Annotated in this window: 15 protein-coding genes and 1 pseudogene; 6 read left to right on the top strand and 10 right to left on the bottom strand. The window is 61.8% G+C overall.

Features of this window, described 5'->3' with window-relative positions:
• Positions 1 to 143 precede the first annotated feature (143 nt).
• From AAHM44_RS18480 to AAHM44_RS18470, 3 genes and pseudogenes are all read left to right on the top strand, one after another.
• Positions 144 to 623: pseudogene (locus tag AAHM44_RS18480) on the top strand (TniQ family protein); the annotation flags it as partial.
• Between the two features lie 282 nt (positions 624 to 905).
• A complete protein-coding gene (locus AAHM44_RS18475; protein WP_342250893.1) occupies positions 906 to 1,337 on the top strand; it encodes a hypothetical protein in 432 nt (143 codons plus the stop codon).
• 68 nt (positions 1,338 to 1,405) lie between these two features.
• A complete protein-coding gene (locus AAHM44_RS18470) occupies positions 1,406 to 2,020 on the top strand; it encodes a recombinase family protein (protein ID WP_342250891.1) in 615 nt (204 codons plus the stop codon).
• A gap of 864 nt (positions 2,021 to 2,884) precedes the next feature.
• Here AAHM44_RS18470 and AAHM44_RS18465 read toward each other — a convergent pair.
• The 4 genes from AAHM44_RS18465 to AAHM44_RS18450 all read right to left on the bottom strand — a co-directional run bounded on the left by AAHM44_RS18465 (position 2,885) and on the right by AAHM44_RS18450 (position 10,920).
• Positions 2,885 to 7,105, bottom strand: a complete 4,221-nt coding sequence (locus tag AAHM44_RS18465) for an RHS repeat-associated core domain-containing protein (protein WP_342250890.1) — start codon at positions 7,103 to 7,105, stop codon at positions 2,885 to 2,887.
• Positions 7,106 to 7,158: 53 nt separating this feature from the next.
• Positions 7,159 to 7,374, bottom strand: a complete 216-nt coding sequence (locus AAHM44_RS18460) for an RHS repeat domain-containing protein (RefSeq protein ID WP_342250889.1) — start codon at positions 7,372 to 7,374, stop codon at positions 7,159 to 7,161.
• A gap of 400 nt (positions 7,375 to 7,774) precedes the next feature.
• Positions 7,775 to 9,205: an argonaute/piwi family protein gene (locus AAHM44_RS18455; protein ID WP_342250888.1), complete on the bottom strand. Its 1,431-nt coding sequence runs from the start codon at positions 9,203 to 9,205 to the stop codon at positions 7,775 to 7,777.
• On the bottom strand, positions 9,187 to 10,920 hold the full coding sequence (locus tag AAHM44_RS18450; RefSeq protein ID WP_342250887.1) for an SIR2 family protein: 1,734 nt from the start codon (positions 10,918 to 10,920) through the stop codon (positions 9,187 to 9,189). The genes AAHM44_RS18455 and AAHM44_RS18450 overlap by 19 nt, the downstream gene beginning before the upstream one ends.
• Positions 10,921 to 11,148: 228 nt before the next feature.
• Here AAHM44_RS18450 and AAHM44_RS18445 point away from each other — a divergent pair, with 228 nt between their 5' ends.
• From AAHM44_RS18445 to AAHM44_RS18435, 3 genes are all read left to right on the top strand, one after another.
• On the top strand, positions 11,149 to 11,853 hold the full coding sequence (locus AAHM44_RS18445) for a recombinase family protein (protein ID WP_342250886.1): 705 nt from the start codon (positions 11,149 to 11,151) through the stop codon (positions 11,851 to 11,853).
• 285 nt (positions 11,854 to 12,138) lie between these two features.
• Positions 12,139 to 12,477, top strand: a complete 339-nt coding sequence (locus AAHM44_RS18440) for a P-II family nitrogen regulator (protein ID WP_086127851.1) — start codon at positions 12,139 to 12,141, stop codon at positions 12,475 to 12,477.
• Positions 12,478 to 12,490: 13 nt separating this feature from the next.
• Positions 12,491 to 13,909, top strand: a complete 1,419-nt coding sequence (locus AAHM44_RS18435) for an ammonium transporter (protein ID WP_446746002.1) — start codon at positions 12,491 to 12,493, stop codon at positions 13,907 to 13,909.
• Positions 13,910 to 14,045: 136 nt separating this feature from the next.
• Here the strand turns inward: AAHM44_RS18435 and AAHM44_RS18430 are convergent, their stop codons facing one another.
• Genes AAHM44_RS18430 through recQ form a run of 6 tightly spaced genes read right to left on the bottom strand, consistent with a single transcriptional unit; the run spans position 14,046 to position 19,587 of the window.
• Positions 14,046 to 15,623, bottom strand: a complete 1,578-nt coding sequence (locus AAHM44_RS18430) for a GMC family oxidoreductase (RefSeq protein ID WP_342250885.1) — start codon at positions 15,621 to 15,623, stop codon at positions 14,046 to 14,048.
• Positions 15,557 to 16,528 (bottom strand): sterol desaturase family protein, encoded by a 972-nt coding sequence (locus AAHM44_RS18425; protein WP_269573254.1) that lies wholly within the window; start codon positions 16,526 to 16,528, stop codon positions 15,557 to 15,559. The genes AAHM44_RS18430 and AAHM44_RS18425 overlap by 67 nt, the downstream gene beginning before the upstream one ends.
• A 20-nt stretch (positions 16,529 to 16,548) precedes the next feature.
• The gene (locus AAHM44_RS18420; RefSeq protein ID WP_269573255.1) at positions 16,549 to 16,911 is read right to left on the bottom strand and encodes a hypothetical protein; all 363 of its coding nucleotides are present in this window, start codon (positions 16,909 to 16,911) and stop codon (positions 16,549 to 16,551) included.
• Positions 16,908 to 17,339: a TIGR01244 family sulfur transferase gene (locus tag AAHM44_RS18415; protein WP_342250884.1), complete on the bottom strand. Its 432-nt coding sequence runs from the start codon at positions 17,337 to 17,339 to the stop codon at positions 16,908 to 16,910. The genes AAHM44_RS18420 and AAHM44_RS18415 overlap by 4 nt, the downstream gene beginning before the upstream one ends.
• Complete coding sequence (locus AAHM44_RS18410) at positions 17,336 to 17,821, bottom strand: hypothetical protein (protein WP_269573257.1); 486 nt, start codon at positions 17,819 to 17,821, stop codon at positions 17,336 to 17,338. Before AAHM44_RS18410 ends, AAHM44_RS18415 begins: the two co-directional genes overlap by 4 nt.
• Entirely contained in the window at positions 17,818 to 19,587 is a 1,770-nt protein-coding gene (gene recQ / locus AAHM44_RS18405) for a DNA helicase RecQ (RefSeq protein WP_342250883.1), read from the bottom strand. Before recQ ends, AAHM44_RS18410 begins: the two co-directional genes overlap by 4 nt.
• Positions 19,588 to 19,622: the final 35 nt, after the last annotated feature.

Here is a 19,622-nt window from a genome sequence, read left to right as displayed (position 1 = left end):
CGCGGCTTGCGGGCTCATATTTTGCGGCCCGCTGCGAGCGCCGCGCTGGACAGTGGCGTTGAAGCAATCAACCAGCGCACATTGAACATGGCCAATTACGCTGGCCCCGGCGAACGCCGCCGCCGGTTTGAGCGGGAACTGATGTGAGCAACGACGCCCGCTGGCCTTTGCACCCCGCCCCAAAAGAAGGGGAGGCACTCTCGTCCTGGCTTCATCGCGTCGCAGCTTGCTACGATATCGATACACCCGAGTTGTTGAAGCATAGTCTCGGGCATCAGGTCGATGATCTAGACACCGCTCCTCCCCTGTCACTGCTGATGGGGCTATCCCAACGGAGCGGAGTCGGATTGGATCAGTTGCGCTGCATGAGCATCGCTGGTTGGCTCCCGTGGTTGCTGGACAGCCTTGATGATGGGCTTCCGGACGCCTTGCGCACCTATGCACTGCAGTTCTCAGTGTTGCTGCCTAGAAACGACCGTCGGCGCAGACCGATCAAATATTGGCGAGCATGGCGGCCGCCCAGACCAATCCAACGAGCATGCCCTCTCTGTCTCCGCGAGGCAGCGGATCAGGCTTTACTGTTAGTTTGGCAGCTACCCTTAATGTTGAGCTGCCCGCTGCATGGCTGCTGGCTGGAACCATATCGTGGACCTCCAGGACGTTTTAGCGGGTGGGAAGACGTCAATTGCGCTCCGAGAGCGACTAGCGGTGCGATCACTGCAATGGATCGCCGAACGTGGCACGCGTTGACAACTGGGCATGTCGATTTGCCACGCCGAAGGGTTCACGCTGGCGTCTGGTTTCGACTACTTCGAACAATTCTCGATGAGCTGAATACCCCGTCTTCTCAATGCGATGGTTATGCTCCAAACCTTCGATATGTATGGGAGAGGAGCGGCCAGCCGTTGCGTGCAAGGCAAGGTACTTGGCGCTGCTTCGAGACTCTTGGAATAAAAATACAGCTGCAAATGTTACAAGCTGCAGCTGTCGCCATTGAGTTGCTTGAAAACAGTGCTCTGAAACCGATTGGAGAACAGGCAACACTGTTCCTTCCAGAACCAGAAGCTGATTTTGCTAATGGCGCGCCCGATCAGAACTCCGCTGCCGTCGATCAGCTGGCCAAGTCTGTTGAAGAGGCGATCGCCAAAGCACGGTTTAGCCCCGACACCGCCCGCGTTTTGTTCGCGATCGCCGCACGCGGATGCAAAAATTCGGACAGCCTGGAGCGAATACGACGCGACTTTGACGACTGGGGAATTCCTCGAGAATATCTGCCGCATAATGTGCCAGAGTACCCGTTTGCAGAGCTTAGATTAAATGACGGGTTCAGTGACTAATTTTGACAATGACATTATACCAATCTAACATTGTCACATAATCGAACGTACATGTGACAGGTGCATCGATGCTGATTGGCTATATGCGGGTGTCGAAGGCGGACGGGTCCCAATCCACCGACTTGCAGCGCGATGCACTCATAGCCGCCGCGGTCGATCCTAAACACATCTACCAGGATCTGGCATCCGGCAGGCGCGATGATCGGCCCGGACTGACCAACTGCCTGAAGGCGCTTCGCGAAGGTGACGCTCTGATCATTTGGAAGCTTGATCGGCTAGGCCGCAATCTGCGCCATCTGATCAATACGGTGCATGACCTGACCGAGCGCGGCGTGGGCTTGAAGGTCTTGACCGGCCATGGCGCCGCGATCGACACGACGACGGCCGCCGGTAAGCTCGTATTCGGCATCTTCGCTGCGCTTGCCGAGTTTGAGCGTGAACTGATTTCTGAGCGAACGGTTGCCGGCCTCGCCTCCGCACGAGCTCGCGGACGCAGAGGCGGACGTCCATTTAAGATGACCGCTGCCAAACTGCGATTGGCAATGGCCAGTATGGGGCAGCCAGAAACCAAGGTCGGTGACCTCTGCAAAGAACTCCAGATTACCCGGCAGACTCTATACCGACATGTTTCTCCGACCGGGGAATTGCGCCCGGATGGGGCCAAGCTACTCGCCCGACGATAGCAGTTTATGCCAGAGATTAACCGATGCGATCGCCGCCACAATGAGGAGGCAGAAAGGTTCGGCTTGTCAGCTGATTGAAACGCGAGCGAGAACCGCTAACGATACCAGCAAGCCAACGATTCCGATTACCCAGGTCTGCAATTTCAACTGGGCTTCAATGCCTTTGTTCGCCTCGTTGATCTTCATTGCGACGCGCCCTTATCGATAACCTGGTTTCCGCTTCGCCCCTCGTTTTAACGTCAAACCCAAACTCTGTGATAGCGGGAGCTATGGTTAGCCCCTGTTCTGACGAAAGGCAGCCGGAATTACTCATAAGTTAAGCCGTAGACTCATAGAAGCGGGCTCTCGGCAATGCGGCTGTGGCCCCGGGTTAATGAGACTACGACAGCCCCCTAGCTCTGATCAACGAATCTCGACCCTAAAAGGTCAGGCAGGCACAATAATTGCTTTAAACTTGATCGCCATGCGAAACGTAAAATCTAATTGATTCCAGTCTAGACAAAAAAGTAAACAACTTATTTAAATAAATATTATATTCGATTCTTCCAAAGTAATTACTACTGCCTACTTTAGAAAATTCTACGAAATCGCCTTCCTTTTTGCAGCTCAAGATCGGATACCCAAATATCTCTACATTGTGATAATGCAATGTAGCAACCCTCTCTATTTCTGAAAGTATAGTTACAAATAAATCATGGTAGTCTCCCGGTCCGTAATTATAAGTATCGACGCCATACACATATTCCAATGTAAACTCGCTCGGCAATCCAGTCGAAATATCCCTTTTTATAATTTCCTGCTCGAACGAAGCATCATCGCATTCAAAAAGTGAGTCCTTAATAACAACAGATAATTTCTCATCCATCACTGACACCCTGGATAAATACTAGTGAGCCTTCTAATCGCCATCCCAGAAGAATCCCTTCCAATTGGCGAAGAGAAAATTGCAGTGAAGTATTGGGTTTCTTGGAGCCCCTCATTGCGGTTATAGCCTGTGATAAAACCTGCATTGAAAACGACCCGTACCTGCCCGCGTCCGGCCGGGGAGGCGCCATAACCCAAAGCTTGGAATGCCAAGGCAGCGGCTCGATCCGGTGTTACATTTGACGACCAATAACTTTGAGTTGTTTGAGTTTGATAATTGAAATCGGATTTGTGCTGATAATATTTTTCAGTAACCTTCGCGAAAAATTGTTTAGGATCTACCCGGAACTGTCCGGATGCAACACGGGATGATGCCTGCCTTACACACCTATCGTAGCGAACGAGGTCCTGAGATTGTACTGATGGAGACGTTTTCTTCTTGGCTGTTACCACCAAATTCGACGCGGCATCTCCCCCACCACCAAGACCTTGCGCCTCGGCGTATCGCAGAAGCTGAAAGAACCTCTCTAGAGCTTCTTTTCGTAGACAGGACTTGCATCCATTGACTACGATTTCATCCTCTCCTTCTTCTCCGGTGGGATCGACGAGATTGAGCGGATCGCCACTGACGTAATTATAGAGATTCAACCCATCTCCGTATCCAATCGGATCCGTTTGCAGAAAGCGACCTAGCGTAGGCGAATACATCCGAGCCTTGTAGTAATACATGCCGAGCTCGGGCATCCACGCTTGACCGGTATATTGAAAACGCCCAGCATTGCCCGCGCCCGGAATCCCGTACTCGTCATAGGCGTTGACCGCCGTTCGGCTCCCCCAGCAATCGGCCTGTGCGATGATCGAGCCGCGCTCGTCATTGTGCAGGAACCTGGTGCCCGAGCAATTCATGCCTCCCGAATCCTCCAGGATCGGCTCGTCCTGGCCGGCGAACATGAAGCGCCGGGTCATCGTGCCCGAGCCGTTATACTCGGCTGCGAGCTGGTCTCCATCGTACAGGAACTGCGTCGTGCCGCTTCCCGAGGCGACCGAATAGAGGCGGCCATAGGGATCGTAGTTCAGCGTCACGCTGCCGCCATCCTTCGACTTGAGCCGGTTTTCCGCGTCATAGCTGAAGCTGCTGGCACCATCGCCCGTGAGGTTGCCCCGCGCATCGTAGCTCAGGCTCGCCGGCCCAGAGGTCACGACCTGGTTGAGGCCGTTGGCCGTATAGGCTCTGTCGACATTATAGTGCCTGACAAAGGCGAACGCGTCGTTGTCCCGGGTCTGCGTGTTGATCTGGCTCGCGGGATTATAGCCGAAGCCCTGGTTCAGATTGCCTACCCCGCCCGCAAAGGTCTGATTGTGGGTCACAAGGCGAGATACCGCGTCGTAGCCATAATCCGTGCCGCTGCTTGCGCGTCCAATCCGAGAGCGCTGGCCCAGCGAAGTGTAGCTAATTCCCATGAACGGAACCGTGCCGCTGCCGCTGCTCCACCATTGTGCCGCGGTAAGCCGGCCTAGGACATCATAGTCGCTCGCGAAATAGACACCGTCTGGATGGGTGATGCGCGTACGGTTGCCGGCAAGGTCGTAGGTGTAGCTTAGGGCCCGCGCGCTGCCGCTCATGTCCGTGCTGGTCGAGGTCAGCCGACCGAGCGCGTCAAACGCGTTGGTGATGCCGGCGCCGCCCGTCGAATTGAAGCGAGCATAGGTCTGGCGGCCGAGCAGGTCATAGCCATAATAGACATCGGCGACGGACCCGTCGGCGACATGCTTCAGCGAAACCCTGCCGAGATTGTCATAGGTGAAGTCGATGCGGCTGTTGGTGTTCGCGCTATAGCCGCGCAGATGCCGGCTGGTAACGGCGCTCGCCGCATCATAGACCAGTTCCTCATAGTCCGAGGTCGAGCTTGTGCCCGATCCGGTCGTTCCCACCGGGTATCTGGTCTTGGACAGACGGTCGAAGCCGTCATATTCATAGGTGGTCTTGTTGCCCTCGCCATCGGTCACGCTCGCGACCTGACCATTGTTGGTATAGATAGTCGTGACTTCGTCGGACTGGGCGGCGGTACCATAGGCGGTCTGCACCTTGGTGAGCTGGCCAGCAGCGTCGTAGCTGTTCTTGACCACCCGATCGGGACCGTTAGGCCCGTTGGTCTGCAGCGGCGCACAGGTGCTGGCCTGCGGTCCCCATTGCGCCGGATCCATATAGGTGATCGAGCAGGCCGGCCGGCCGGCGGAATCGTAGACGAAATCCTGTACGCCATAATCGACGCCATTCGACCAAAGGGTCTGGCGGATAACGCGCCCGGCGGCGTCGTAGAGGCTGAACTTATGATAGGCATCGACAAAGCCTGACCAGTCGGCGTCGCTCTGGCTGTTCACCGTGCCTACGGCATCGGTGTAAACCCGTCCGCGCACGTCAATCAGCAGTCGCTGAGCCTGCGGCTTGAGCGCGCCGCCGCCATCCGGATCCGGCCCGACCACGCCAACCAGCTGCCGCGCGGCATCATAGCGGTAGCGGGTGGTGTCGGCGGTACCCGGCAACGGGCCATCCACCGTCTTGACGTTGCCCACATCGTCATAGGTGATGTTGGTCGTGGCCGTCAGCGAGCCGTCGCCCGCGCCCTTGCTCACCACATTGGGAAGGCCATTGGCATCATAGGAGATGCTGGTCTTCACTTCGTCGGCAGTCCCGACACAGGAGGCGGTCGTTTGACAGGCCGAGATGCCGCTGACCTGCTGGACGCCGTTGACCGTCGTATAGCTGTAGGTCGTGGTTGGGCGTGTGCCACCGCTTGTGGCAGCCGGCAGGGTAAGCGTCACCAGATCGCCGGTGCTGCTGTTGTAGCTGTAATCGGTCTGGTTGCCCTTCGGATCCTGAGTCCAGTTGGGCTGGTTGCACTTGGCCGCAGCGGTGCACGTCGCATCGAAATTCGCGGTCGTCACGATGTCGGTGAGCCCGGAGCCCGATTTCGCGACCATCCGCGTCTCGGTCACATTGCCGCGCCCGTCATAGCTGGACTGGGTATAGTTCCCGTCGTTGAGCGTAGTGCGGGTAACCCGCCCCTGCGCGTCATGATCCCACGTGGTGACATGGCTGAGCGGATCCGTGACCGATTTCAGCCGCTGCGAGGCGATCTCGAACTTGTAGGTCGTTGCCCCGGCATTTGGCGGCGTTACCGTCACATACCGGAAGCCAGCCACGTCATTGGCCGAATAGGTTGTAGTACCGACCGGCGTCGTGACGCCCGTCACCCGCCCTCCGGAATAGGCAACCGTCACATCCTCGGCACTGCTTCCCGGCAGGGTGATCCCGGCAAGAAGGCCGGCACTGGAACGAAAGCCGGTGGTCCTGCCGATCTCGTCGGTGATATTGTAGGTGTTGCCATTCCAGGCGAAGCTTTGCGTGCGGACGCTGGCTCCCGACACCGCGGTGTTGGTCATCGCGACACTGGTGATGTCACCCCAGCCCGCCCAGTAGCTGCCGTCCGGAACCTCGTTCGGATCCACAGCCACCGGATCCCAGTTACCGTAGATGAAATCGATCTTGTACTTGGAATTGTTGGCGATCGTTGCGATCCGATAGGCCGTCCGGTTCTGGGTACAGACATAGCCGGCCCCGCTCGGCTTGTTCGCGGCGCAATAGGTCGTGCTGGCATAGGTATAGGTTAGAGTTTCGCCGCCCGGGCGGGTGATATCCGTCACCAATCCGGTGGAAGCGCCATAGGGATAGGCACCCACATAGGTCTTGTTGAAATGGGCGACGCTTCCGTCCGCCATAACATAGGTGTAGACGTTGCCGCTTAGCGACAGGCTGGTCCCATTTCCTTCCGTGCCCGTGTAGGTGCTTCCCGAGACGGTGAAGCGATCCGTCTTCCCGCCCGCATAGATATACACCGTGCTACCGGAGACGGTCAGCTCGGCCATCAGATTGTCGCCCCAGCCTGAGCTGCCGCGAACGAGCTTGCGATAGGCAAGCCCCTGAGCGCCGGACTGGCCGGCCGACAGCGCAGGTGCATCGGCGTTCATTGTCCCGAGGAACAGATCCACCCCGTTCGCATCGATCGTCTCCCGAACCGGCACGACAGCGGCGGTTTGTGCTTTCACGGTCGGGGCCAGCACACTGCCGCCAACGGCCGTGGTGGCAAGAATGGTATAGGCAAGCAGTTTCGACACGGCGCGGCGGCCGCCCGGGCGCGCAGCCCCGACGTGGTTCAGCATGAGCTTCCTCTTGTTGCGATGGGAGGGGCAAGGCGCGGACGGCGCCCGCCCGATCAGGGCGCCGGGTTGGGAGAGCCGGTGACCTTCAGAGACTTGCGGTTATTTGCCTTGTCATGGGCGTACTCGGCCTTGACGCCATTGTTGACGCCGCCCGAACGCTCGACCTTCACCAGCCGCCCTTTTGCGTCATAGGTGTAGGTGATCGTCTCGCCAGCCTGCGCTGCGGTCGAGACCAGCGCACATGTAGCCAACGCGATGAAAAATCTCATGAGCCCCCCAAAGTCGCAGGGCGCAACAGAACGCCCCCCGACGGGTCGATTATTGTTGCGATGCAGCGTCCAACCAAGGGAAGAATGCACCACAATGGTTTTATCTATTATGGTTGTTTATTGTGTTTCCAAGGCGACGAATCCCGCTGCGCAACCTCCTCTGCCAACGGAAAAATGGCGATCCTTTATGCCAGAGCGACGCCTCAGCGATGGAAGCGTTTCATTTCAGGAGGCTCCTCGTTTGTACGGAAGGTCAGCTGATACGTAGCGCCAATCTCGATCATGCCCATTCTCCGTCTGTCTACATGCTACATGCCCGTTCGTGCATTCCCTGACCTGCGGCGGTCGTTCATATTCGGCAGGCCAACAACACCCGATCCGAAATCCGCGCACCTTTGCGTCACATGAAGAAGCGAAACTGGTAGGTCCCCTTGCTCATGGTCGGCATACGCTTGATCACCTGGGCAAGCGTCTTCGCATAGCTCATCGTTACCGGAAGCGGATCATAAAGGCCGTCATTGTTCCAGTTCATCTTGGACAATGCGAGCGCTGCGCGCGCGGTGTCATCCCAAGTGCCGTGGCCTGCGTGACGGATGAGCCGCAACGGTCGCGGTGTACCCTTACCGCCTTGGAAATAAGGTCGCCGGCCGAAACCATCGACTGAACCGTGCATCCATAGAAGCGCATCCCTGCCGCTCAAGCCGAGCAGTGTCCCTCGCTTGACGGAATAGCCGTCGGCTTCCGACTTCTCCGGATCGTTACGATCCTGCTCCCAGCGCGCGGCCTGCCAACCATTGTCCTCAACGACCTGCACCAGATCGACGGTCTCGATATGCTTGAGCGCCTCGAAGCAACCTTCGATCTCCGCCTCTTTGAACTCGGTCGATTTGTGAATCATCACGCGTCTTGGAGGGCGTCCCGCATGTCGACGCCCATAAAGCCCGAGAGACCGCGTGATCACCCGAAACATCTCGGTATGGGACAGGAACGGGTTGTCTCGCTGCACATCTATGTCCGCCGTGTCGTAGGCGACGAACTCCAGGCCCGCCCCGTCCGCATCGAAGACCTGGCTACAGCAGGTGACGAAGCGCGGCTGATCGGAATCGACCGGCCGCAGCGCATAAGAGATGCCGATATAGGCAGTGTCCGGTTCGACATCGGCAAGTTTCCACGGCACGCCACCGGCCTTGGCATAAAGCGCCAAGCCAATGCGCCACATCACGCTGGCGCGGCAACGATAGGCGAGCGCGCTGCTTTCGCGAACAATCTGTAGCGGCAACTGGATTGCGGCGGTGAAGGCCTTTAGCTGATGGTGAAAATTGAAATCATCCTCACCGTAGAAGGCATCGGCCCAGCGCTCGGGCAGATACAGGAAGAGCACGTCAAATTCGGTGCGATTTGCGACGAGCAGCTGGATCGCACGGATCACCCGTTCCGTCAGCAATAACTCGGGGACCGGACTGTCCTTGAGCTCGGCATCGAGACCCTGCTCCAGCTCAAGCCTGCAGGACTTCACCGCCGGCACCAGGTGCGTCTGAAAGATATCGTTGAAGCTGGTCCAGTCCTGGAGAAAGTCTGGCCGCTCCTGTGGTTTGGCCGGCTGATTCAGCTCTCCGAGGAAGTCGAACAATCGCCTCGATTCCCCCGCCGGAGCCAATGTGGCGACCCTTATCGGGGATGGAGTGAGATTGCTCGAGTAGGGACCAAACTTCTTCAGGCCCCGCAACGGGTGCACATCGCGGTCGCTGGGGCGATCCGGATGGAAGAGCAGTTCGGGCTCGGGGAGACGGACGTGATACTGCAACTGTGCGTTCATGGCTTTGCCGCCCAAGAATGTGCTGATCGGCGCTCGACCTCGAACACGGCATCGACGCCGTCTCCGATTTCAAATGTGCGCAGACCCTCGCCTGCGACGCAACGAGTCCAATAATCGATCAGCTTGTCGAGCGTCTGATTGTATCGCCGCGCAGTACGTTCGCGCGCAAAGTCCGCGGTAGCCGCCTTGGTCTCTTCGGAGCCGCCCTCGAAGATGATCCGCGGCTCTAGGAGCAGCCACAGCTGCTCGTTGGCCCAATCGAGGCGCAGCCCGAGGCCCTCCTTCCAAGTGATGTCGCTATTCTTGGGCACCTTACCGTTGATTTGGCCGACGATGTCGCGAAGCCCCTGCCAAGCCGCGTCCCGCGGCGATTGCGGGGTCAGCAGATCGCTGGTCCCGCGCAAGCGAACATCCATTCCTCGTCTGCGAGCGATCGCCTGAACCAAAGCCCGCCTCAGCAGCCCCCGCTCTTGGGAATCATAGCGGAGGCGTCGATCCTCAAAGGTGGCGATACCGAACTCGGTGATGCCGAACTGGCCGAACACCCGCTTGAACTCGTCGTCGGTTCCGAACCCGAGGATGCCATTCTGGGTCCGGGCGACAAGAAGATTTGATTCGGCCGCCTCCACGGCATCGCGGACCTCCTTCGCGCCTCCGATCTGGCAGACCACCCTTCGACACTGGGTCGGGCGAGTCACCGCGACGGCGTTGAGACGGAGAATTGGCCAGGACTTCCGGCCCGTCGGGCCTGGTGCCGGCGAGAAGCGCCGACGGTCCTGGCCCTCCGCGCGAAGTTGCGTAGTGTCGAGCTCGGGAAGAAGCCGCAGCAGGTCGATCATGGCTTCGTCGAAATTGTCGATGCGTACTACACCCGCCTCGACACCCGAGTCGCGGGCACGCTCGAGCAGCCGCTGTACGCGATCAAGCGGCGGGTGATCGCCTCGGTGAAGCCAAAACAGGCCATTGGGAAAACCGCCGGGCTCGGCGACCGCTTCCTCAAGCGCGTCCATCACGGAGTCGTCGCGACCACTGTATCCCGCGATGATCAGGCCGAAGCGACGACACGCGTCAACCAGCTGACGACGAAATTGCGCGTCTTGGTGGCGGAGTTCCTCGCTAGTGTTTTTCAGCCGGCGCGATCGGAAATCGCCATGGAGCTTTACCTCGATTGGCCATTGCTGTTCCGAAATGAACTCCCCTGCCAGCACCGAGCCATCCAAGGCGGCGGTGTTGAGCGCGGCCGTGGTTTCAAAGGTTCGCGCACAGGCATCGGCAAGCAGGTGGTCGAAGTTCGTCGTCCACACGATATGGCTGTGGGAGGCCTTGAGAAGCGCCGCGAGAGCCAGATGCCCCTGCGTCGGCTTCATGCCTCGGATCATGTGATCGATGTAGGAGCGGCGGTCCTGTTCCTGCGGGTAGGTTGCCTCGAAGAGCGCCGAATATTCCTCGGGCGCTCCAGGCTTGGGAAGAATGTCAGATTCCGCGATAAAGGCGTCCAAGGTGGCCCGGATCGCAGGGCTAGAAAGATCCGACAGAGCCTGCTTCGAGACCTTACGCTGCGTGACATAGAGTTCGCGCTTGAAGCGCCAAATCATATCCCATGCGGTCTGAATCCCCGCAGCCGCCGAAACGCCCGCGCCCAAAAGCCACATCAACTTCGCCGGACGCATCGAGAAGCGCCGCGCAAAGTCGTCTGGGGCAATCTCAAATACTTCGCCCACATCGCTCATCGCGATCGAAGTTAACCAATCGGACGCTCGATGCTAGGGGGGCGTAGAAATCCAGCCTGTGGAATATCCATTATGGATGAAAAGACCGGCACGTTTACAGCAGCTCAATGCCAGACGAGCCGCTTCACGGCTATCTTCGTGTGAGGCAACGGGTAGCCTTCTGATCATCGACGCTTTCGTGTAATGATTAAATGTGGGCCGTGATCCGGGCGCACTGAGGATAGCCAGATGAATCAGTCTGGGGACGGCTCTTACACCGCAAGGGTGGCGCGATTCTATATCTGCATCAGCAGAGATAGTGAGGACATTCAACGTCAGGAACGCATCTTCGCCGACGCCACAGCGTTGGGATTTGATGTTGCGGCCGTCTATTGCGAAAGTGCGTCGGGCGCGCGGGCCGATAGGCCAGAGCTGCAACGCATGATAGAGGATCTGCAACTAGGCGAGGTCGTGATCGCCGAAAGAGTGAGCCTGATTTGCCGGCTTCCGCCACACCAAGCAGAACAACTCATGGCAACGATCCGCGCGCGAGGCGCCTACCTGGCAGTGCCCGGTCTAATCGATCTGACCGAAATTGCGGCGTCGACCGAGGGTACTGCCAAAATCATGCATGAAGTAAGGCAGCATGCCTTATTGGAACTTGCTCCACGGATTGCACGCAGTGAATATGAACTTCGCCGCGAACGGCAACTAGAAGGAATCAAGAGAGCCCAATCTGAGGGCCGATACCGAGGTCGGGGAGTGAACGGCACTCTTCACGCTCGGATACTCGCCCTGCGCAGAAAAGGGACCGGCATCAGGGAAACCGCCGAGATCGCTGGCTGCAGTGCCAGCCACGTCAAACGTGTGTGGGCGAACCGGCCTGAAGCCAATACGCCTGAGAAAAGCGCAACCGGTCGTCCCTCGACAAAACCATGGGCCAAGAGCCAGTGATACTCACCGTTAGCTCGCCTTTGCGTAACTCACGAACGGCGATCCAGCCCTTGGTGCAGTCGTCTTCTGAAACTGGTGCAGTCGCCTTCTGAAAATGACATGCAGCACAGCTTCGGATGCGTAACGAATCCTGCCCGTTTTTTGAGCAGACCTTCGCATCTGCACAAAAATTTACCCATGGGTAATATTTGATTGCGCCCAAACCCCACGGAATCGTGGGATTCTTGCGCTTGGCACGCTGTTTGCGACGAACCCCCTCGGGATAACCGCCAACGAGGGGGCGACATGAAGCTCATCATCGCCATCATAAAACCGTTCAAGCTGGACGAGGTCCGCGAGGCGCTCACGGGTGTCGGGGTCGCGGGGATGACCGTGTCGGAAGTGAAGGGTTTCGGCCGCCAGAAGGGCCAGACCGAAATCTATCGCGGCGCGGAATACAGCACCAACATGGTGCCCAAGATCAAGATCGAGGTCGTGGTGGGAGCCGATCTGGCCGACCGCGCCGTGGAAGCGATCCAGGCCGCCGCCAGCACCGGCGCGATCGGCGATGGCAAGATTTTCGTCCTCGATGTCGGCCAGGCCGTGCGCATCCGCACGGGCGAAACCGACGAGACGGCGCTGTAAGATGGGGGTCCAGATGAAACTTGCGATGAAGATTGCCGCGGGAGCGGGGCTCGGCGCCCTGTTCGCCGCGATGCCTGCCCTCGCGCAGGCGCCTGCCGCCGCAGCGCCGGTCGTGCCGACCGACGCGATGGTCAACAAGGGCGACGTCTCCTGGATGCTCGTCTCGGCCGCGCTGGTGCTGATGATGTCGGTACCCGGCCTCGCGCTCTTCTATGGCGGCCTGGTCCGCACCAAGAACATGCTCTCGGTGCTGATGCAGGTGCTCACCATCGTCTGCGTAGCCGGCCTGCTCTGGGTCACCATCGGCTATTCGATGGCCTTCACCAATGGCGGCGCGCTCAACCTGTTCGTCGGCGGCTTCTCCAAGGCGCTGATGCAGGGCGTTGACGCCAACACCTTCGCCGCGACCTTCTCGAACGGCGTCTATCTGCCCGAGACGACCTTCGTCGTCTTCCAGATGACCTTCGCGATGATCACCCCGGCGCTGATCGTCGGCGCCTTTGCCGAGCGCGTGAAGTTCACGCCGCTGATCCTCTTCGTCGTGATCTGGTCGATCCTCGTCTATTACCCGATGGCCCATATGGTCTGGTACTGGCCGGGTCCGGACTTCACCGCCGGCCTGCCCGACGACCATGGCTTCCTGTGGGGCAAGGGCGCGCTCGACTTCGCGGGCGGCACCGTGGTGCACATCAACGCCGGTATCGCCGGCCTGGTCGGCTGCCTCGTGATCGGCAAGCGCACCGGCTACAAGCAGGAGCCGATGGCGCCGCACTCGCTGACCATGACCATGATCGGCGCCTCGCTGCTCTGGGTGGGCTGGTTCGGCTTCAACGCCGGCTCCAACCTCGAAGCCAACAAGTTCGCTTCGCTCGCCTTCATCAACACCATGGTGGCCACCGCCGCCGCGGGTGCCGCCTGGGCGATCATCGAGCAGGTGGTGCACGGCAAGCCTTCGCTGCTCGGCGCGGCCTCGGGCGTGGTCGCCGGCCTGGTCGCGATCACCCCGGCCGCCGGCTTCGCCGCCCCGATGACGTCGGTGGTGCTCGGCATCATCGCTTCGATCGGCTGCTTCTTCTTCGTCACCACGGTGAAGAACGCGCTGGGCTATGACGACACGCTCGACGTGTTCGGCGTGCACTGCATCGGCGGCATCATCGGCGCGATCGGCACGGCCGTCGTCGCCGACCCGGCGCTGGGCGGCCAGGGCTGGATCGACTTCACCGTGATCCCGGCGGTTGCCGGCAAGTACGACATGGCGTCGCAGCTGGTCACCCAGGCGACTGGCGTGGGCGTGACGCTGCTGCTCTCGGGCGGCGTGTCGGCGGTCCTGTTCCTGGCGCTGAAGTACACGATCGGCATCCGCCCGAGCGTCGAGGTCGAGATGGAAGGTCTCGACATCAACGCGCACGGCGAGCGCGCCTACAACTACTGACGAGATCGGGCGCCGCGCACACCTCTCCTTAGCGCGGCGCCCAACCGAGGTTCCTCCTGCGGACGACTGGGCCGGTGGTTTCGACCATCGGCCCTTTTTTATGTTCGGAGTTCCCTCTCCCGCCTCCGGGAGTGGATCAGGCCAGATCTTCCTTGATGAACTGGGCGCAGCGCTCGCCGATCACGATGCTGGGGGCATTGGTGTTGCCGCCGACCAGCCGGGGCATGATCGAGGCGTCGGCGATATAGAGCCCCTCGACCCCGCGGACCTTGAGCCGTGGGGTTACCACCGCGCCTTCGTCCGAGCCCATGCGCGCGGTGCCGACCGGATGGTAGATCGTGTCGGCGCGCGCGCGGATCAGCCGCTCGAGCGCGGCATCGTCGTCGAGATCGATCGGATAGCGATCGCGGCCGCGATACTGCGCAAGCTGTGGTGCCTCGAGCACGCGGTACATCGCCCGCGTGCCCTTTTTGAGCAGCTCCAGGTCGCGCGGATCGCCCAGGAAGTCCGGATCGATCAGCGGCGCGGCGCGCGGATCGAGCGACTGGAGCCGGACGGTGCCCCGGCTTTCCGGCCGCAGCACGCAGGCATGGCAGCTGAAGCCGTGCCCGGGCACGGCGGTGCGGCCATGATCCTCGACGATGGCGATCAGGAAATGGAGCTGGAGATCGGGCCGCTCCAGCGCCGGATCGCTGCGCAGGAACGCGCCGGCCTCGGCATAGGGGGTGGTCATCCGCCCCTTGCGGCTGACCATCCAGCGGCCGATCGAGCCGAGCGACTTGAGCGTGCCCGCCGCCGAGCGGCCGAGAAAGAAGCTGCCCTCGGTCTCGAAGGCGGCGACATAGTCGACATGGTCCTGGAGGTTGCCGCCGACCGCGGGGCGATCGATCCGCACCGACAGGCCCGTCTCGCGCAGATGCTCGCCCGGGCCGATGCCGGAGAGCATCAGCAGCTGCGGCGTCTGGAAGGCACCGGCAGCGAGGACCACGGCGCGGCGGGCGCGGATCTCGCGAGCCTGGCCGTCACGCTGATAGGCGACGCCCCAGACACGGCCTTCCTCGAACAGCACGCGTTCGACCATCGCATCGGTGATGATCTCGAGATTGTCGCGGCGATCGAGATAGGCGCGCGCGGCGGTCCAGCGCTCGCCATTCCTTTGCGTGACCTGGAACAGGCCGGCGCCCGATTGCCCGGCGCCGTTGAAATCGTCATTGCGCGGGATCTGGAGCTCGCCGCACGCGTCGATGAACGCCTCGGAGCCCGGGTGCGCCCAGAGCTGGTCGCTGACCCAGAGCGGACCCTTGTCGCCATGATAGTCGCTGGCGCCGCGGACATTGTGCTCGGCCTTTTTGAACCAGGGCAGCATGTCGTCCCAGCCCCAGCCGGGGCAGCCGAGGTCGCGCCACTCATCATAGTCCCTATGGTGGCCGCGGACATAGAGCATCGCGTTGATCGCGCTCGAGCCGCCAAGGCCGCGCCCGCGCGGCTGGTAGCCGCGCCGGCCGTTGAGCCCGCGCTGCGGCACCGTCTCGAACGCCCAGTTGGCGCCGGGGCGCTGGAACGGCATCATCCCGGGCATGCGGGTCTTGATGCTGGTGTTGCGGCCACCCGCCTCGAGCACCGCGACGCTGTACTTGCCGCCTTCGCTCAGGCGGCCCGCGACGGCGCTCCCGCCGGATCCCCCACCGATGACGACGATATCGGCTGCTTCCACGAATCCCCCCGTAGCTGCTCCCGCGCCTCCCAGCGCGCCTTTATGGTCTCGGATGTATCGCGGCTGCCATCGTGGCTCCAGCCCGGCGGCGCGATCATATAGCCAATTCGGGACTTCCAGTCCGGAGCCGCCCACACGTCCTTGGCGATGCCGATCCATTCGTGGAAGGCGGCCCAGAGGACGTTGAAGCTGCCCAGGTCCTTGACGATCCCGTAACGCGGCCGGTCGTCTGCGCGCTCCTCGACAAAGGTGCCGAACATGCGGTCCCAGATGATGAAGACGCCGGCATAGTTCTTGTCGAGATAGCGCGGGTTGGTCGCGTGGTGGACGCGGTGGTGCGACGGCGTGTTCATCACCGCCTCGAACCAGCGCGGCATCCGACCGACCATCTCGGTGTGGATCCAGAACTGGTAGATCAGATTGATGCCGGCACAGAAGAAGATCATCGCCGGGTGGAAGCCGATCAGGAACAGCGGCAGCCGGAAAGCGAAGCTCACGCTGATGAAACCGGTCCAGGTCTGCCGCAGCGCCGTGGTCAGGTTATAATGCTGGCTCGAATGGTGGATGACATGGCTCGCCCAGAACCAGCGCACCCGGTGGGCGGCGCGGTGGAAGGCGTAATAGGCCAGGTCGTCGAGCACGAAGGCGAGGACGAACCAGTACCAGGCGAAGCCGATGGTGAAGAGGCGGAACTGGTATAGCCACATCGCCAGCGCATAGACGAGGCCGGTGGTGAGCAACCCGGCGACGGTGCTGCCGAAGCCGAGTGCGAGGCTGGTCAACGTATCCCTGGGGCAGAAGCGGCGGCGATCGCGAATGCGGGCAATGACCATCTCCGCCAGGATCAGGATGACGAAGCCGGGAATGGCATAGGTCACCGGATCGGGGAGATGGGGCACCAGCATGGCGCTTGCTTACCCTGTTGTCAGTAACCTGTCACGCCGCGCAGCAGCACGACCCCGAAGCGCTTGTCGCCGCTGTCGACACGGAGGCCATCGGGGGTCGCCTGGCTGGTGAGCGGCAGCCGCAGATGCCGCGCCGCAACACGCGCGCCGTGCATTTTCAGCAGCGCGACATCGCCGGCCTTGCCATGGACGAGCGCGGCCCTGCCGTCGCTGCCGAGCAGTGCCTCTCCGGCGTCGAAGCCGGAGATCATCCCCTCCGCCGTCTCCCGCGCTTCCTCGGCGCTGGCGATCGCGGCGCCACGACCGAGCCCCAGCGCCCAGGCCACCAGCGTCATCACCAGGATGGCGCCGATCGAGCCCAGGGAGACGTAAAGCTGGTTCACGCCCTGCCCGAGAGCTGGTCGAGCAGCGGGCGGATGCCCGAGATGTCATAGCCGGCCTGGGCAGCCTTGGCGGTGATCTCCACGGGGTCGCCGCCGCGCGAAGCTTCGGCCAGCGCCCAGAGATTGCACGAGCGCGTGCCCGAGCGGCAATAGGCGAGCACCGGGCCCTTTGCTTCTGCGAGCGCCGCGGCCATCGCCTCGACCTGGGCGGAGGAGAATCCGGCATGCGTCACCGGAATCGCGGCATAGCCGAGCCCGGCGGCCTCGGCCGCGGCGCGGATCGCCTCGCCCTCGGGCTGGCCCATCTCTTCCTCGTCGGGGCGGTTGTTCACCACGAAGCTGAAGCCCTGCTCGGCCAGCAGGGGGATGTCCTCGGCGGCGATCTGGGGGGCGACGGAGATGCTCTCGTCGACGCGGCGCAGGTTCATTGGCGTTCCACCTTCTGTGTTTCGAGGATCGGCTGGTTGGCGGCCCAGGCAGCGACCTTGCGCTCGGCGGCGGTGATGCCCTTGAGCACTTCCTCGGTCGCCTTGTCCTGGCAGCCCATGTCATAGGTCAGGCGCACATCGCCCCAGCGGACGGTGCCATAATATTGATCGGTGATCCGCGCGCCGCAGACCAGCTCGCGGCCGGCATGCACCTCGCCGATTGCGAGCAGGCGGCGGATTTCGGCGAAACCCTCGGGGCCGGCCGAAAAGCCGCGCGTCACCAGCCGCTCGGCTTTGAACACGTCGGGCTCGGGCACGGTGTAGCTGCCCTTCCCCGCCGCATCGATCGTCCAGTGCGAGACCGGGCGGCCCCAGCTGTTGCGGTCCATCGCGATGCTCGAAACCGCAGGCGCGGGTGTCGCGACCGGCACGGCGGGCGCACAGGCGGCGAGCAACAGCGGAAGGGCGAAGAGGAGTCTCACGCAGCCTCGCGGATCACTTGCAGGAAAGCATCACCATAAGCGTCGAGCTTGCGCGCGCCAACGCCCGAGATGTTGCCCATCGCGGCAATGCTCTCCGGGCGGAGCAGCGCCATGTCGCGCAGCACCGAATCGTGGAAGATGACATAGGGCGGCAGCCCGGTTTCCTGCGCGATCTCGCGGCGCTTGGCGCGCAGCGCCTCGAACAGCGGGCTGCCGACCGGATTGTCCCCGCCCGCCCGGCTGCCACCGCGCCGGCGGCGCTCGCGCTTCGGGGGCAGCACGAACGAGACCGTCGCGCCGCCCTTGAGAATCGCCTTGGCCTCGGGCCCGAACTCGAGCCCGCCATGGTCATTGGCGCGCAGGGCATCGCGCAGCAGCAGCGCGCGGGCGACGGGCTTGATCAGCGCGGCTTCCTCGCCATCGACGATACCGAACACCGACAGGCTCTCATGCCCGTTGGAGATGCTGCGATCGCTCGACTGGCCGAGCAATATGCTCTCGATATAGCCCACCCCGAACATCATGCCGGTGCGGAACACCGCCGAGAGGAATTTCTGCGCGGTCACCGTCGCGTCGATCGCGGCGGGCGGGCTAAGGCAATTGTCGCAATTGCCGCAGCTCTCCTGCGGCTCCTCGCCGAAATGGCGCAGCAGGATGCGGCGACGGCAGGTTGCGGTCTCGACCAGTGCGCCGAGCGACGTCAGCCGCGCCCGCTCACCGGCCTGGCGCGAGGGCTCGACTTCGCCGATGCGCTGGCGGGCGCGGGCGAAATCATCGGCACCCCAGAAGAGATGCGCCACCGCCGGATCGCCATCGCGGCCGGCACGGCCGGTTTCCTGGTAATAGGCCTCGATCGACTTGGGCAGGCCGGCATGGGCGACGAAGCGCACGTCCGGCTTGTCGATGCCCATGCCAAAGGCGACGGTGGCGACCACCACCATGTCCTCGCTCGCCACGAACGCCGCCTGGTTGCGACGGCGGACATCGGGATCGAGCCCGGCATGATAGGGCAGCACCGGGCGGCCGGTCTCGGCGGCGAGCTTCTCGGCGAGCTTCTCCACCCCGGCGCGCGTCTGGGCATAGACGATGCCGGGGCCGGGCGTCTCGGCGATCAGGTCGATCACCTGCCGCGTGGTGTTCTCGCGCGGGGCGATCGCATAGCGGATGTTCGGCCGGTCGAAGCCGGCGACGATCAGCCCGTCCTGCGGCAGCCCGAGCTGCTCGAGGATATCGGCGCGGGTATGCGCATCGGCGGTCGCGGTTAGCGCGAGACGCGGCACCTCCGGGAAGCGATCGAGCAGCGGGCGCAGCAGCCGGTAATCGGGACGGAAATCATGCCCCCATTCGGAGACGCAATGCGCCTCGTCGATCGCGAACAGGCTGAGCTTGGCCTGGGTGAGCAGGTTGCGGAAATACTCGTTCGAGGCGCGCTCCGGCGCGACATAGAGCAGGTCGAGCTCGCCCGCGCGGAACCGCTCGATCGTCTCGGCGCGGTTCTCGTCGACGCTGGTCAGCGTGGCGGCGCGGATACCCACCGCTTCGGCGGCGCGCAGCTGGTCGTGCATCAGCGCGATCAGCGGACTGACGACGACGCAGGTACCCTCCAGCATCACCGAGGGCAGCTGATAGGTGAGCGACTTGCCCGCACCGGTAGGCATCACCGCCAGGGTGCGTTCGCCGGCGAGAACGCGGGCGACCACCTGCTCCTGCACGCCGCGAAAGGCGTCGAAGCCGAAGACCCGGCGGAGCGTATCGGTGGGGACCATCGCGCCCGGTTAGCGGGCGAGGGCCCGGAAAGTCG

This window comes from Sphingomonas sp. OTU376, assembly GCF_038440415.1.
In the GTDB taxonomy this organism is placed as follows: domain Bacteria; phylum Pseudomonadota; class Alphaproteobacteria; order Sphingomonadales; family Sphingomonadaceae; genus Sphingomonas; species Sphingomonas kyeonggiensis_A.
The sequence above is the reverse complement of the archived record's forward strand: the minus strand, read 5'-3'. Positions and strand labels throughout refer to the sequence as shown.

What these genes read in the sequence shown, in the direction of transcription:
- AAHM44_RS18440 (WP_086127851.1), top strand. Translation starts at nt 12,139, where the DNA reads ATGAAGCTCATCATCGCCATCATAAAACCGTTCAAGCTGGACGAGGTC.
- AAHM44_RS18460 (WP_342250889.1), bottom strand. Translation starts at nt 7,374, where the DNA reads ATGAGATTTTTCATCGCGTTGGCTACATGTGCGCTGGTCTCGACCGCA.
- AAHM44_RS18425 (WP_269573254.1), bottom strand. Translation starts at nt 16,528, where the DNA reads ATGCTGGTGCCCCATCTCCCCGATCCGGTGACCTATGCCATTCCCGGC.
- AAHM44_RS18470 (WP_342250891.1), top strand. Translation starts at nt 1,406, where the DNA reads ATGCTGATTGGCTATATGCGGGTGTCGAAGGCGGACGGGTCCCAATCC.
- AAHM44_RS18445 (WP_342250886.1), top strand. Translation starts at nt 11,149, where the DNA reads ATGAATCAGTCTGGGGACGGCTCTTACACCGCAAGGGTGGCGCGATTC.
- AAHM44_RS18435 (WP_446746002.1), top strand. Translation starts at nt 12,491, where the DNA reads ATGAAACTTGCGATGAAGATTGCCGCGGGAGCGGGGCTCGGCGCCCTG.
- AAHM44_RS18415 (WP_342250884.1), bottom strand. Translation starts at nt 17,339, where the DNA reads ATGAACCTGCGCCGCGTCGACGAGAGCATCTCCGTCGCCCCCCAGATC.
- AAHM44_RS18465 (WP_342250890.1), bottom strand. Translation starts at nt 7,105, where the DNA reads ATGCTGAACCACGTCGGGGCTGCGCGCCCGGGCGGCCGCCGCGCCGTG.
- AAHM44_RS18450 (WP_342250887.1), bottom strand. Translation starts at nt 10,920, where the DNA reads ATGAGCGATGTGGGCGAAGTATTTGAGATTGCCCCAGACGACTTTGCG.
- recQ (WP_342250883.1), bottom strand. Translation starts at nt 19,587, where the DNA reads ATGGTCCCCACCGATACGCTCCGCCGGGTCTTCGGCTTCGACGCCTTT.